This is a genomic window from Laceyella putida (assembly GCF_042665195.1).
GTDB classification, from domain to species: Bacteria; Bacillota; Bacilli; order Thermoactinomycetales; family Thermoactinomycetaceae; genus Laceyella; species Laceyella putida.
On sequence record NZ_JBHTBW010000015.1, the window covers coordinates 12713 to 27556 of the forward strand.

Annotated in this window: 11 protein-coding genes and 1 other RNA gene; 1 reads left to right on the forward strand and 11 read right to left on the reverse strand. The window is 49.2% G+C overall.

Annotated elements, in window-relative coordinates:
* Window positions 1-22: 22 nt before the first annotated feature.
* On the reverse strand, window positions 23-1087 hold the full coding sequence (locus ACFQNG_RS05460) for a M42 family metallopeptidase (protein WP_379863874.1): 1065 nt from the start codon (window positions 1085-1087) through the stop codon (window positions 23-25).
* 178 nt (window positions 1088-1265) lie between these two features.
* Between ACFQNG_RS05460 and ACFQNG_RS05465 the strand changes: the two genes are divergently transcribed.
* Window positions 1266-2921, forward strand: a complete 1656-nt coding sequence (locus tag ACFQNG_RS05465) for a hypothetical protein (protein ID WP_379863875.1) — start codon at window positions 1266-1268, stop codon at window positions 2919-2921.
* 29 nt (window positions 2922-2950) lie between these two features.
* On the opposite strand, the gene ACFQNG_RS05470 is transcribed toward ACFQNG_RS05465, so the two are convergent.
* The 10 genes from ACFQNG_RS05470 to dnaG form a co-directional block, all read right to left on the reverse strand.
* The gene (locus ACFQNG_RS05470) at window positions 2951-3487 is read right to left on the reverse strand and encodes an SGNH/GDSL hydrolase family protein (RefSeq protein ID WP_379863876.1); all 537 of its coding nucleotides are present in this window, start codon (window positions 3485-3487) and stop codon (window positions 2951-2953) included.
* 257 nt (window positions 3488-3744) lie between these two features.
* Window positions 3745-4167: RNase P RNA component class A (gene rnpB / locus ACFQNG_RS05475), an RNA gene on the reverse strand.
* A gap of 66 nt (window positions 4168-4233) precedes the next feature.
* A complete protein-coding gene (locus ACFQNG_RS05480; protein WP_379863877.1) occupies window positions 4234-5340 on the reverse strand; it encodes a Nif3-like dinuclear metal center hexameric protein in 1107 nt (368 codons plus the stop codon).
* Window positions 5316-6059: a tRNA (adenine(22)-N(1))-methyltransferase gene (locus ACFQNG_RS05485; RefSeq protein WP_379863878.1), complete on the reverse strand. Its 744-nt coding sequence runs from the start codon at window positions 6057-6059 to the stop codon at window positions 5316-5318. Before ACFQNG_RS05485 ends, ACFQNG_RS05480 begins: the two co-directional genes overlap by 25 nt.
* 89 nt (window positions 6060-6148) lie before the next feature.
* A complete protein-coding gene (locus tag ACFQNG_RS05490; RefSeq protein WP_379863879.1) occupies window positions 6149-7612 on the reverse strand; it encodes a M1 family metallopeptidase in 1464 nt (487 codons plus the stop codon).
* A gap of 107 nt (window positions 7613-7719) precedes the next feature.
* Window positions 7720-8835, reverse strand: a complete 1116-nt coding sequence (gene hppD, locus ACFQNG_RS05495) for a 4-hydroxyphenylpyruvate dioxygenase (protein ID WP_379863880.1) — start codon at window positions 8833-8835, stop codon at window positions 7720-7722.
* 72 nt (window positions 8836-8907) lie between these two features.
* A complete protein-coding gene (locus ACFQNG_RS05500) occupies window positions 8908-9522 on the reverse strand; it encodes a GNAT family N-acetyltransferase (RefSeq protein WP_379863881.1) in 615 nt (204 codons plus the stop codon).
* Window positions 9523-10091: 569 nt separating this feature from the next.
* Window positions 10092-11231, reverse strand: a complete 1140-nt coding sequence (locus ACFQNG_RS05505; RefSeq protein ID WP_379863882.1) for an acyl-CoA dehydrogenase — start codon at window positions 11229-11231, stop codon at window positions 10092-10094.
* A gap of 231 nt (window positions 11232-11462) precedes the next feature.
* Entirely contained in the window at window positions 11463-12557 is a 1095-nt protein-coding gene (rpoD, locus tag ACFQNG_RS05510) for an RNA polymerase sigma factor RpoD (protein WP_379863969.1), read from the reverse strand.
* A 58-nt stretch (window positions 12558-12615) separates the two neighbouring features.
* Window positions 12616-14454, reverse strand: coding sequence for a DNA primase (dnaG, locus tag ACFQNG_RS05515; protein WP_379863883.1), 1839 nt, complete (start codon window positions 14452-14454; stop codon window positions 12616-12618).
* Between the last annotated feature and the right edge of the window lie 390 nt (window positions 14455-14844).

Below are 14844 nucleotides of genomic sequence, written 5' to 3' on the forward strand. Positions count from 1 at the left end.
AAAGCCGGGCTTGTTTTGCCACTCAAATAAATCGGGTCATCTCTTGCACTTTTGCTTCATCCAGCACCTTGATCACTTCCACCAGCAATTCGGCGGCATGCTCGAGATCCGACTTGCTAATCATCGAAACATGGCTGTGAATGTATCGGGCAGCCACCCCGATCACCAAGGACGGGACACCTTTTTTGTAGAGGTGGAACTTACCGGCATCCGTGCCCCCTCCCGTCATCGTATCCACTTGGTACGGAATTTGCTTCTGCTCCGCGATGTCGATGACCAAGTTGCGCAATTGGATATTCGGGATCATCGAAGCGTCCAGAAACGTGATCATCGGCCCTTTGCCCAGTCTCGCCTTGCCGCTTCCCTCATTGCCCGGTGAATCCTCCGCCACCCCCACGTCTAAAGCGAAGGCGAGGTTGGGTTCCACCACATATGGAGCGGTTGCCGCCCCCCGCAAGCCCACTTCCTCCTGAACGGTCGCGCCGGCGACCACCGTATTGGGATGGCTCTCCATTTGCAGTCGCTGCAACACTTCAATGGCCAGATAACAACCAATCCGGTTATCCAATGCCTTGGCCAGAATGGTATCGTGGTCAGGCATGATTTCAAATGGACAGATCGGCACCACCGGGTCGCCCACGCGAATTCCCCATTCTTTTACCTGCTCATCACTGTGAGCGCCCACATCGATAAACATCTCGCGAATGGGCACCAATTTATTGATTTCCTCCTTCGTCAGCACATGAGGCGGACGGGACCCGATGACTCCGGTAAACACGCGCTTCTCCGTCACAACGGAAACGCGCTGGGATAATAATACCTGACTCCACCAACCACCCAGCGGCGTAAACCGCAAATAACCGCTTTTGGTCACCTCCGTAACCATAAAGCCAACTTCATCCAAATGCCCTGCCAACAAAATGCGGGGTTGGTCGCTAGTCCCTTTTTTCTCACCAAAGATGCCGCCCAACCCATCCGTAATCAGGTTGACATTCTGCTTCTTCAATTCCCGTTCCATAATGGCACGGACTTCATGTTCATACCCCGGAACACCTTTGGCTTCTGTTAATTCTTGCAGTAGACGCATACATTCACCTCTTCCTAGTCATCTCCTTAACCTTCCCAACGGAACTGCTCTTTAAGTGAAATGGATCTTTTACGCTTTCAGTTTTGCCTTTCTGTCTGCTTTCTATGTTCATACATATTTTGCCGGCAATGTTTTTACACTAAGCACTAGAATGTCCTATGCTTAGGAGAAGCAAACCATGGTGAGTTGGCTAATCAAACGAGACTGGAAATACCGGTGTTGGTTTATCAGCTTGTGTTGCGCGCTGATGATACCCACTGCTCCCGCATCGGCTTCAAACGCTCTTCCCTCTCCCTATCCGCTGGTTGGGGATTATGGTGGCGAAATCAGGGAGAAAAAACCGCGGGCCGATGGACTGGTTCATGTGGATACGGAACAAACCATCCGGCGCTTAAAAGAATTGCACGTGAATACCTATTTCTATCTGGTCTGGCATGAGAAATCAGATTGGGACGATTTGCGCAAAGAATTTTTACCCGCCGCTCACCGAGCCGGCATCCACGTGTGGGTTTATCTTGTGCCCCCGTCCGAAGCCCAATTGCAACGGTCGGAACCATTTGGAACGGATTATATCGCTTGGTTTCGGGCAGTCGGCCGCCTTTCCCGCCACTTTCCCAATTTGAAAGGCATCGTGATGGATGATTTCGACAACAATGCGTCCTTTTTCACGCCCCATTATTTGAAAAAAGCGAGAGAGGCCGGCCTGAGCGAAAATCCTCAATTGCGGTTTTATCCTCAGATTTATTATCCGTCTCTCACCCCCGCGCTGCTAAAACAATACCATGCGTTGTTTGATGGCGTGGTCATGTCCTTTCGCGATGACCATTACCGCAACACGCAAAAGATTGACCGCATGATTGAACAATTGGATGAAGTGCAATCGGTCTTGGAACGGGTTCGCCTTCCCTTCATCCTGATGATTTACGCAAGCCGCCTTTCGGCCACTCCAGCCAATCCGAGTGTCCACTATGTGGAAGGGGCCCTGAAACTGGCGTTGACCCGCCTGAAATTGCGCCGTTTGGACGGTGTCGTCACATATGTGTTGCAAAAAGAATTCCACCAGGAAGAAGATGATTGCATCGCCAAATCTGGATATGGGTACGCCAATCTGTTCGCGCCAGCGATTCCAGCCGATGAAAGCTCGGCGGGCCATTATGTGGAATGGCGTCAGCGCATTTTTGTGCAACCGCACAACCAAGCGAAATTGGCATTTTGGCATATAAGCGTCTACCCTCCCTATGTCGTTCAAGGAACATATGTGAAACAGGTGCTCATTGATAACCAAGTCGTTTGGCAGAGCAAGATTACGCAACATGAGGCCAACCGTTGGGTTCCAGTGACGTTGGACCTCACCCGCGTTTTGCGGAACAAACGGCAAGCCATCCTGTCATTGCGCCTCACAAAAACAAAAGCGGGGCCGGCTTATTGGACCTATAGCGGCTTTGATCATTTGGCCGCTACGGGGTTTCAACTGCATAACGCTGACTTTGAATACAAGGGACATGATTGGAACCTGATATCCAGCACGCGTCATTTATTGGGTGAAATCCTGCTCTACGATCCCGGGCGCCGTTACCGCACTTTTCAAGCAGTACGCAAATTATATCAATCGTACCATCTCTATGAACAATTGGCGCGATGGGCGGAACATCCTTTGCTGATTCGCAAAGCGGATCGTTTGCTTACCTGCATCTTGCTTGACCAAACCCCTTTAGCCCGTGATTTGTTGGAGGAAATGCCCAGCCTTGTTTTGTTTGACCGCCATATTCCCTATCAGACCAAGGAAAAACTGATTCGCGACACCCATCAACTGTATCACCTGCTGAATGAATGAAAAAAGCCGTGTCCGATTAGCGACACGGCTTAGTCATTGAGAACCTGCTTATGAAAGTTATCGGAGGCGTCCGCAATAGCCAAGGTATTCTCCAACCTGTTAATCACTTGGGCATAATAATTCGCCGCTTGATCCACATGCCCCATTCGCAGCATATCTTCATATGCTTGATAACTCTCTTTTAGCAATTGAAAAGTCTCTTGAAACTGCTCGCGGGAAAAGATGGGTTGCAAAATATCATTGCCGCCAACCGAGATGAGCACAAGATCGGCTTGCCGGATATCTGCTTGCCATCCCCTGTTTTCTTTAAGCAATTGCAGGAGATTGGCTGAGGTGAGTCCGGCAATCCCGCGATTTTTATATTGAACATGAATGTGCTGTTTTTCAAAATAGCGCGCAATCGATCCGGCATATCCTTCTGTCTCTTTCTGCGATCCTTGCCCCAAGGCGACTGAATCCCCCAATACCAATAAGGCAAGCTGTCCCTGTTTCAGCTCCCGTTTGCGCAATTCCATCAGCATGCTTGTCATCTCGCCTGGTTGGCTCATCATTTCCAGATATGGCAAGATGTAGCATCCAGTCAATAAGATCAGGGTGATAACCAGATTACGGCGGCTTTGACCGTTTTTTTCAATTTTTATCCCCCCTGCTTGTTTTCCTGATTTCAGGGTACTATGACAAAATGACGCTCCATTTTCAACGAAATGACAAACAGGGGGCAAGCTTTTTTCGTTTCGATTACAGCACGGCCAATCGAATGAATATTGTTACAATTCGATACAAATAAAAAAGACGCCTTAGCGTCTTGGTGTCACAAGCACCAGTGGAAAGCAAACAATAAGCCGAGTTCTGTTCTCCGGGTGGTATGGCGACGGCTTGTGACGTCTTCCACCCATTGGAGTGGCAATCATCTATCTAGGCTGCGCATTGCTGCTCAGCTCAAGCGACCAACCCGAGATCACTGCGGGCCACAGTTGCACACGCAAGCATGTGCTGATCTCCTATCAGGTCTTGCTCCAGGTGGGGTTTACCTAGCCAGCATGTCTCCATGCTGCTGGTGCGCTCTTACCGCACCGTTGCATCCTTGCCTGTGAGGTGAAACACCTCCATCGGCGGTCTACATTTCTGTGGCACTATCCTTAGGGTTGCCCCCACCGGCCGTTAGCCGGCACCCTGCCCTATGGAGCTCGGACTTTCCTCCCGTGGGACCTTGCGGTACTCCACCGGCGATTGCCTTGTTTACTTTCCTGTCTCAAGCAAAATTCATTGTATCAGATGCTTGTGAGCAAAGCAACCGGAAGACGGAGGAAACTCATAAGAAACGAAAGGGATTTGTATTCACAGTGGAAGGGATGATCGCTACTTGATTCCCCAGCCGCCACTTCAGAACCTCACATACGCGGGGAACCACATGATGCTCCACATGGTGACCCGGATCAATGAGGCACAAACCCATCGCCAGAGCATCTTGCGCTGTATGGAAGTCCACATCTCCCGTAATGTAGACGTCGGCACCCATGCGTTTGGCATCATGGATATGCCGGCTTCCCGATCCACCCAATAAGGCGACCCGTTGTACCGGTTGGTTGAAGTCTCCCACCACCCGCAGGCCTTCTATTCCATACGCCCGCTTCACCTGATTGGCAAGATCACGAAGGGACAACGGGTCGGGCAACTTTCCAATCCGCCCATAACCCATCATCTTTCCTTTGAGATCAAGCGGATAAATATCATACGCCACTTCTTCGTACGGATGGGCGGTCAACAACGCCCGGATGACTTGCTGTAGCCGGCTCTCGGGCACGATTGTCTCCAAGCGCCGTTCTTTGACTCGCTCCAGCTTCCCCTGTTGCCCGATATAAGGATCCGTGCCTTCGCGTGGCATAAAGGTACCCGTGCCATCCAGATTAAACGTGCAATGGCTGTAGTTGCCGATCCAACCTCCACCCGCCTCACATACCGCCTGAAGGACTTGCTCGTGATGTGATTCCGGCACGAACACAACGAGCTTCTTCAACTTGTCCTCTTTGTACGGTATGAGCACATCCGTCTCTGTCAGGCCTAATTTCTCCGCCATCACATCATTGACTCCTGCGGCTGTCGCATCCAAATTGGTGTGAGCGATATAGACATTGATATCATGATTCAGCAGTTTATGAAACAACCGTCCCGCCGGTTGATCCATCCTTAATGCCTTTAAAGGCTGGAAGATCACCGCATGGTGCGCGATAATCCAATTGACCCCCAGGCGGATCGCTTCCTCCACCACCTCTTCGGTCACATCCAAAGTGACGAGCACCCCTGTCACCTCCGTATCGGGGTCCCCCACCTGCAGGCCGATGCGGTCTTTTTCCACAGCGAGGCTGGTTGGAGCATACGCCTCCATCGCCTGGATCAATTGTTTTCCTGTGATAGACATCGAATCACCTTCTCCCAAGCTTTGATTTCCCGCTCCAATTCCTGTTTGCGAACTTCCGCTTGCTCTGTTTTCCCTTTGCTCAATTGCCGGTAAATCTTCTGTTTCCCCGCCAGGGTCTCCGTTAATTTCTTATGTAACAGTGGGTGTCGTTTCTCCCATAAGAGTGGCCCCACTTCCCACACCATCTCTTTACCTAGCGATTCTTCAGCCCGATACTGAGGTCTGCCGGGTTCAGCCACCATAATTTCATATAAGATATCCGCTTCTTCCACAATCATTTCTTCCACCAGGCGAAACCCGTTCTCATCCAACCACAACCGCACCCGGTTCCCACCCACGTTGGGTTGCAAGATCAGGCGCTCCACATGCGCCAGTTTTTCCTTGCCCGCTTCCAAAATATTGGCGATCAAGGCTCCTCCCATTCCGGCAATCACCACCACATCCACTTCATCCGGTTGGATCACGGCCAATCCATCCCCCAAGCGCACTTCAATCAGGTCAGCCAATCCCGCCAACTTGATTCGGTCGCGGGCATTCTCAAAGGGGCCACGGTTCACTTCTCCGACAATGCCCTTATGTAACCGCTGTTCTCTGGCCACATGCGTGAGGAGCAAAGCATGATCCCCACCGATATCGGCGACGCGCTTATGATCAGGAATGTAGGAAGCGATCGTTTTCAAGCGCTCCGACAATTGCCACAGATTGATGCTATGTTCCATCCAACAAGTCTCTCCTTTGCTAAACTGAGCCTTTTCATTATAACATCTCTATCAGAACAAGAAAAAAGCCGGTGAGTTCCGGCTTTTTTCTAACCCTTATCAAAATACAGCCACTCCCGGAAGAACGGAGTCAAGTCTTTCTCCGCCACTTTGTTGGCCACCCGGATAAAGTCAAGGGTCGTCGCGGTTTTGAACTGATATTGATCATAATAGGCCCGCAATATCTCCAACACTTTATCCCGGCCGAGTTCATCCATCAGTTCAAACAGCATGGCCGCTGGACGGATATAAACCATTAAGCCATAAAAAATATCAGGATAAGAATAGAGGGTATCCACACAAGTGATTCCCGCCACTTGGTGAATCTCGTCCGCTTTCTTGGTTGCCCGGCGTAAAAACTCGTGTTCATCCGACTTCATCTTCTCCTTCATAAACAGGAATTCAGAGAAAGTAGTCAAGCCTTCATCCAACCACGGTTCCTTCGCCTGGTTGTTGCCCACCACCCCATACCACCATTGGTGGGCCAACTCATGCGCCACCACGCTGACGGCGGGTTGTATCCCTGCTTCCGTCTGCATGGTGGGAATCGACGTGATCAAACCGGGGTACTCCATCCCCGCTATGCCAAATCCGGTTTCTCCCAGTACCACGTCCACTTCGTCATAGGGGTATTTCCCGTAAATCTTCCCAAAGAAATTCATGCTTTGGGTGGCTGCATGGAGTAAAGGTGCTACCGCCTTTTCCATGCCTGGCAGGTACCAGAGGTTCACCGCAATCCCGCCCGCCTTGGCACTCTGTTTTTGATAGTCTTTGGTTAAGACGGCAACAAAGTCACGCACGCGATCTTGTTTGATCGTGACGAAGGAGCCTGAATCCAAGTTTTTCCCGGTGGAGATCAGGCGATACCCCTCGGGCAAGTGAAAGGAGACTTGGAAGTTAGACATCTCGGAGTAAAAAGGGTCGCCTACGGTGGTATAGGGTTCGATCTGCCAACCGCTTTGATTTTTCACAGCCAGCATGGGATACCACTGCGCCAAAAACGCGGTGTGTTTAAACGTATTCAACCTCGTCCCTCCATGCGGCAGACGGAGCGTGAAGTCCATGGTGATCTGGGCTGTCTTGCCGTGGGCCAGCGGCTGAACCAAGGGCACTCTCATGATTTCATCCCGGACGAGCTTTTCCTTAACCGCCCGACCATTCACCTTGACTTGGCTCACTTGGATATAGCCCGGTTTGGTTGGCTTTCCTTCTTTTCCGTATTTCCACTCTCGAAACACATTGGGATAAAGATGAAAGAACACTTCCCGCCAGGCGTCTCGTCCTTTATGCGGAATCGTCACTTTCATCTTGGCGGCCACTTCATCCCGCTCCGGATGGTATGTGGCGTCAATCTGGTACAATGGGCGTTTCGGGGAAGCGGACTGACCGGATGTTTGCTTATGTACGGGAGTCACAGCGGGTTGCTTCTCTTGCGCAAGTTGGGTAAAAGTTGTGACAAACGCCATAACGACAAGAACAAAACTAATGCTAAATGAGAAAAAACGATGTTTCATCTGTGGTCACCTCAAACCAAAAAAAGTGGGCTCTTAGGTAGCTTGCCCACTCTTGGCCAAAGTATGACCCATATCCATTATTAGCCCACGTGCACGCAGCATCATATTTATAAATTTCCGCGCCGGGCTTGTTCCCGCTCAATCGCTTCAAAGAGCGCTTTAAAGTTCCCTTCGCCAAACCCTCTGGCGCCCTTGCGTTGAATGATCTCAAAGAATAAGGTGGGGCGATCCACAATCGGTTTGGTGAAAATCTGCAACAGATAGCCTTCATCATCGCGATCAACCAAAATTTTCAACCGTTTGAGGTCGTCCAAACGTTCATCGATCATTCCCACGCGAGCGGCCAATTCTTCATAATAGGTGTCTGGTGTATCTAAAAACTCCACGCCGTTTTTACGCAAGGCTTCCACCGTCGCAACAATGTCCTCCGTGATTAAAGCGACATGTTGCACACCGGGTCCATGATAAAATTCCAGATACTCCTCGATCTGTGATTTGCGTTTCCCTTCAGCCGGCTCATTGATCGGGAATTTGATGCGTCCGGTCCCGTTTTGCATCACCTTGGACATGAGTGCTGAATATTCCGTGCTGATATCCTCATCGTCGAAGTGGTGCATCTGTGTAAAGCCCATCACCTTCTCATAGTAAGCAACCCACTCTTCCATCCGCTCCACATTGCCGACGACATGGTCGATGCCCACAATCCCGACGGTTTGGGAGGGGATATGGGACTCCACGGCGATAAATCCCGGATGAAACAAGCCATGGTATTGTTTGCGCTCCACCAAGGTGTGCACTGTATCTCCATAGGTGCCGATCACGGCCTTTTTCAATTCGCCCTGTTCATCCTTGATGGTGCATGGCTCTTGCAGCACAATCGCCCCTCTTGAAATCGCTTCCGAAAAAGCCTGCTCCACATCGTTCACCCGCAGGGCGATATCCTTCACGCCATCCCCATGCCGATTGACAAAAGCAGTGATTTCATGATCTGGCGAATAGGCTCCGCTGACCAATAACCGGACATTCCCCTGTTCAAGCAGATAAGAAACTTTGTCCCGCTGCCCCGTTTCCAGCCCGGAATAAGCCACCAAACGAAACCCATACGTTTGGCAGAAGTAATAAGCCGCTTGTTTGGCATTGCCTGTGTAAACCTCTAGATAATCGATATCCTGGATGGGAAAGAATTCATTTTTCAACTCCGGTATGATATGTTCCTGAGTCATAATAACCCCTCCCTGTTATTAAACATTTTCTTTATTTTCAGAATAACGCGCATAAAAAAACGGCGCAAGCATTCACAGCAATGCGCCAGTGCTTCTACGCAATGAAAGACTGCGGAATTCCTCAGGTACCATCGCATAGACACACGTATTTTCCAACCGCCCGTCCACCGCCAACTGATGGTTGCGCAACACCCCTTCCAACTTATAGCCCAACCGTTCGGCCACCTTGCGCGAACGCACATTGCGCTGGTCGACGCGAATCTCCACCCGGTTGGCTTCCAGGATCTCAAACGCAAACACGGTCAACCCTCTGACGGCTTCAGAGATATACCCTTTCCCCTGATATTGTTTGCGGCACCAATAGCCGATCTCAAACTTGGGGATGCTCCAGTCAATGCGATGCAATCCACTGCTCCCTACAAACCTTTGCTTCTCTTTATCAAATAGGTGAAACCGCAAATCCACCCGCTCTAAAAACTGACAATGAGCTTGCCGTACAATCGCTTCCATTTCCGCTTCCGACAGTGGCTTTTTGGCCCATATCATCCATTGTTGCAAGCTTTCCAGTGACTCCATCGCCGCTTCATATACCAGCTTTCCATCACCCGGAAGCGGAAGACGGATTAACAGCCGCTCGGTCTCAAATGAATGGGGAAAATCTTTGAGTATCGGTGGCACAGGCTTCATCGCAGTAGATTCCCCGTTTCTGTTAATGTGGTTCTAACCAAATTTTACAGAATGATTTTAAAAAAACAAACCGAATCCTAACCAGATTCGGCAAATAATCGTACCCTTTTACTTTTTTCGAAAAAAACAATTCACAAATATTCCAAATCATTCCCTTTAAAGTAGTTGCTGCTAGAAATCCTAACTCTTTCAAGGATGAGATGAAAGTCGGCGTTGCTCGGTAATCCCTTTATGGGATTGTTAAGAGCGACAATTTTCAGTATAATCCAACACTTGAGCGGTGCTCATCCCACTGGTAGTGAGTTTTATTCCTCTGTACGTCATGATATGGGGTTTCAGTGGCGAACCAATCTCTCCCACTGGGTAAAATCATGAGAGTGAGTAAAACGGAACTAGAACGCTGGTAATAGGCGTTCCGCCCATGTGGGTACATGCAACATGAGTTGTAGAACTGCATGGGACGGGCTGATGAGACAGCCCTGAACTTGGGAGTTGCATGAAGCAGAAATGGATTGAGTGCGCTAACTACCCAAGAATCCCACGGCTTCATCCGTGTGGAGTCTCAAATATTAGCAACCAATCTCCCTGGCAATGATATTGCGCTGTATTTCGGATGTGCCCTCGCCAATTTCCGTCAACTTTGCATCACGGAAGAAACGCTCCACTTTATAATCATGAATATATCCCCAACCGCCATGGATTTGCACGGCTTGATTGCATACCTTCATCGCCACTTCGGAGGCAAACAGCTTGCACATGGACGCCTCTTTGGTAAACTTGCGTCCCTGATCCTTGAGCCATGCCGCCTTATAAACATAGGTTCGCGCCAATTCAATCAGCATGTGCATATCCGCCAATTTATGCTGGATCGCTTGGAATTTGGATAAGGACTGGCCAAATTGCACCCGTTGCTTCGCATAACTTAACGCCAATTCATATGCGCCTTGGGCAATCCCCACCGCCATCGCGCCAATCCCGATTCTTCCCCCATCCAAGGTGATCAGAAACTGTTTAAATCCATTCCCGATCTCACCCAGCACATTTTCTTCTGGAACGCGGACCCCTTCCAGTACCAATTCCGTGGTATTGGAACTATGTAGCCCCAATTTGGTCAGGTTATCCAACACCCGAAAACCCGGCGTGTCCGTAGGCACAATAAAAGCAGTGATATTCCGGTGATCCCCCGTTTGCCCCGTCACTGCCGTCAACGCCAGAAATTTGGCATAACTCGCATTGGTAATAAAACACTTGCTCCCGTTAATCACCCAATCGCTTTCCTCTTTAACCGCCCGGGTTCTGGTTCCACCCGCATCCGACCCCGCACCGGGCTCTGTCAATCCAAAAGCTCCCAAGCTTTTTCCTTCACACAGCGGAACGAGATATCGCTGTTTCTGCTCCTCAGTCCCAAATAAATAAATGGGCGCACAGCCGAGCGAAATATGCGCCGAATATGTGATACCGGTGGAAGCGCATACGCGGCTCAGTTCTTCGACCGCTATCGCGAAACTCACCGTATCCGCGCCGGCTCCGCCCACCTCTTCGGGAAAGGGTAAGCCCATTAAATTTAAATCGGCCATTTTGGCGAAGATCTCTTTTGGGAAACGTTTGCTGCGATCACGTTCATCTGCTTCTGGGGCTACTTCTCCTTCTGCAAAGTCCCGCAACATTTTGCGAATCATTTTTTGCTCAGTCGTTAAATCATAATTCATGTACCCCACTCCTCATCGATGACTTTTGCAATCGTTTTCATTTCCATTATAGGCCGATTTCTTGGATTACTTCAATAATTTTTAAAAATACAATAACATGCTCCCCGAGAATTGTCCGAAACTTATTTGCATTGGACTGGGAAAACGATTAAAATTGAATCAACAAACCAAACAAAAAACACACCCTGTTGGTAGAGGGTGTGAAAAGAAACACAATAATTGGTTTATCGTCTATTCTAGGAAGTCTTTCAATCGTTTGCTGCGGCTTGGGTGACGTAACTTGCGCAACGCTTTGGCTTCAATCTGGCGGATACGCTCACGAGTGACACCAAACACTTTACCCACTTCCTCCAATGTGCGGGTACGTCCATCATCCAGTCCAAAGCGCAGTCGCAGAACATTCTCTTCCCGTTCCGACAGCGTGTCAAGTACCTCTTTCAATTGTTCCTTCAACAATTCATAAGCCGCAGCATCCGCCGGAGCTTGAGCGTCATCATCCGGTATGAAATCACCCAGGTGGGAATCATCCTCTTCCCCAATTGGCGTTTCCAGCGATACGGGCTCTTGGGCGATCTTCATGATTTCGCGCACTTTTTCCGGACTTAAGCCCATTTCCTTGGCAATTTCTTCAGGAGAGGGTTCGCGTCCAAGCTCTTGCAACAATTGTCTGGACACACGGATCAGCTTATTGATGGTTTCTACCATATGCACGGGAATCCGGATCGTCCGAGCTTGATCCGCGATAGCCCGGGTGATTGCTTGGCGAATCCACCAAGTGGCATACGTGCTGAACTTATACCCTTTACGGTAGTCAAACTTTTCTACAGCTTTGATTAAACCCATATTTCCTTCTTGGATCAGATCAAGAAAGAGCATGCCGCGCCCTACATACCGTTTCGCAATGCTGACAACCAGACGCAAGTTCGCTTCAGCCAGTCTGCGCTTTGCCTCTTCGTCCCCTTGCTCAATTCGCTTCGCCAATTCCACTTCTTCCTCAGCAGTCAACAGGGGCACACGTCCGATTTCCTTCAGATACATCCGCACCGGGTCGTTGATTTTCACTCCGGGAGGTGGGGTCAAGTCTTCATCGAGATAAGAGTCGTCCTCTTCCATGTCCATATCGTCCGGACTTTCAAAGTCATCATCGTTCTCGTCATTAATCACTTCGATTCCCTGCTCACTCAACTGTTCAAAGAAGTCATCGATCTGCTGGGAATCTTGGTCAAACGGAGCCAATCTCTCCATAATCGCCTTGTAGGTGACCACACCCTGCTTTTTACCGCCCTCAACAAGTTGCTCCTTCACTTGATCGAGCGTCATTTCCATCTCAGTATCCACATTTTGTTCTTTAGCCAAGATCGATTTCCTCCTTTCTGATGAACTCCTACTTCATCCGCATTTGAAGCTGTTTCCTCAGCAACGCAATCTCTTGCATCAACTGCGCCGCCTTGACGGGTTCATCAGCACGCGATAATCGTTCAACCATTTTTTCTTTCTCTTCAATTTCTCTTAATATGGGGACATTCTTTATATGCCGGACATAATCCAGCAACGCTTCTTCCGATAAGGCTTCAGGCACATCTAGCATCGCACATTCACTGGCTTTGGAAACAAGCGTTTGATCCGGGAGGGTGCTGATAAATCGACCAATATCTTCCGGGTTACCCTGATCATAATAGACATATAGATAGGCAGCGAGCGCTGCGTAAATCTCCGTATTAAAATCTGCGCCAACCTTTTCCTTTACCCAATCCGTTACAGTGTGACTCTTCATCATATGGGCAACGAGATACATTTCCGATTTCTCCGCGATGGAATGTACATGCGTTCCACCGAGCAAATGTTTGCTAGGCTCTCGATACCCATTATTCCACCTGGGGGCCTCTTTATCCCTTCTGTCTTCTCTCTTTTTCCGTTTTTTTGCCCGCCTGAGGTCTTCTTTGAGTGCGTCGAGCGAAAGTCCAAACTCCTCTGCCAGCCGTCGAAGGTAATGATCCTGTTCAATGACGAGTGGCAATTCCGCTACCGCCGCGACTGCTTCCACCAGATATTTCATTCGCTCGTCTTCATCCTGCAGATTATAATTTCTCTTTAGACTTTCCAGTTTGAATGCGGTTAATGACAAAGCTGCGGACAAGACTTCCTCTTTAAATGCAGTTCCTCCAAATCGTCGAATATAATCATCAGGGTCCAAACCAAGGGGCATTTGCGCCACTTTGACCGTGCACTCCTGTTTCCGCAACAGCTCCAACGCCCGTGCCGCCGCGTTTTGCCCTGCCTGGTCTGAATCGTAACAAAGGATGACCGTCTCGACGTTGCGCTTCAAGACGCGCGCTTGATCATCAGTGAGCGAAGTACCAAGCGTGGCCACACAACCTGGAATACCTGCTTGCCAGGCGGAGATCACATCCATGTAGCCTTCAAATAAAATGGCTTGTTGCTCCTTGCGAATATGAGAACGTGCACGATGAAGGTTAAATAAATGATTCCCTTTCGAAAAAATGGGCGTCTCCGGGCTGTTTAAATACTTGGGGCGCCCATCGCCCAACAATCGTCCGCCAAACGCGATGACACGACCTTGCGAATCGAGAATCGGAAACATGATGCGGTCGCGAAAGCGGTCATAGTACTTCGTCACCCCCGCCTCTTGACGAGTGGATAATAAGCCCGCTTTTTCCAACAATTCTTCTTGAAATCCCCTTCTCTTCAAAAATGACAAGAGAAATTGAAAAGAAGCGGGTGCATAACCCAGCTGGAATTCTTTGATCGCCTCAGGTGAAACATCTCGTTTCGCCAAATATTGACGCGCTTTTTCACCATAAGGTGTCGCTACGAGCACATGATGGTACAGTTTAGCTGCCAAGTCCGTCGCTTTGCGCATTTGTGCTCGCTCGGCTTCCGCGGGATCAGCCTCAGGCGAAATCGACTCGGGGACAGCAATGCCCGCCTGATCAGCCAAATGGCGTATGGCTTCCGTAAAGGTGAGCTGTTCGACGTCCATCACAAACTTGATCGCATCACCGCCAGCACCACAGCCAAAACAATAATAGATTTGTTTATCCGGTGCCACGGAAAAAGAGGGAGATTTTTCGGAGTGAAATGGACATAATCCAAAATAATTGCGACCGCTTTTTTTAAGAGACACATACTGTTGCACAATGTCTACTATATCAAAATACCGTCGTACTTGGTCAATCACTTCATCAGGGATTCTTCCTCCCATACAGAATCACTGCTTTCTGTACTTATCCAATTGGTGTAAATAGGAGTGTCATGTGCGGAACGAATGTTATCTATTCGCCAACATTCGTCAAAGTCCTTCTCAGTCATTCGCAAATTGGATTGGTAATATTTACCGATCAACCCTAAGCACTTATTTATCCTATCCTCCTATTCTACATAAATATAGCTTCTCCTTCTGTTAACCTTTTTTTACAATTGACGGATTTTGTAATCGGTTGTCGAAGCGTGACATTTTCTATCCCTTAACTTTTTATCTTACTTCTATCATAGAACCATTTCAACAAAAAATACCCGGAATTTTCCGGGTAAATCTTGGACAACTTCGTTTGAAACGTGCCCGGGGATGGGGTGTCTTCATCTCGCTTGCTGA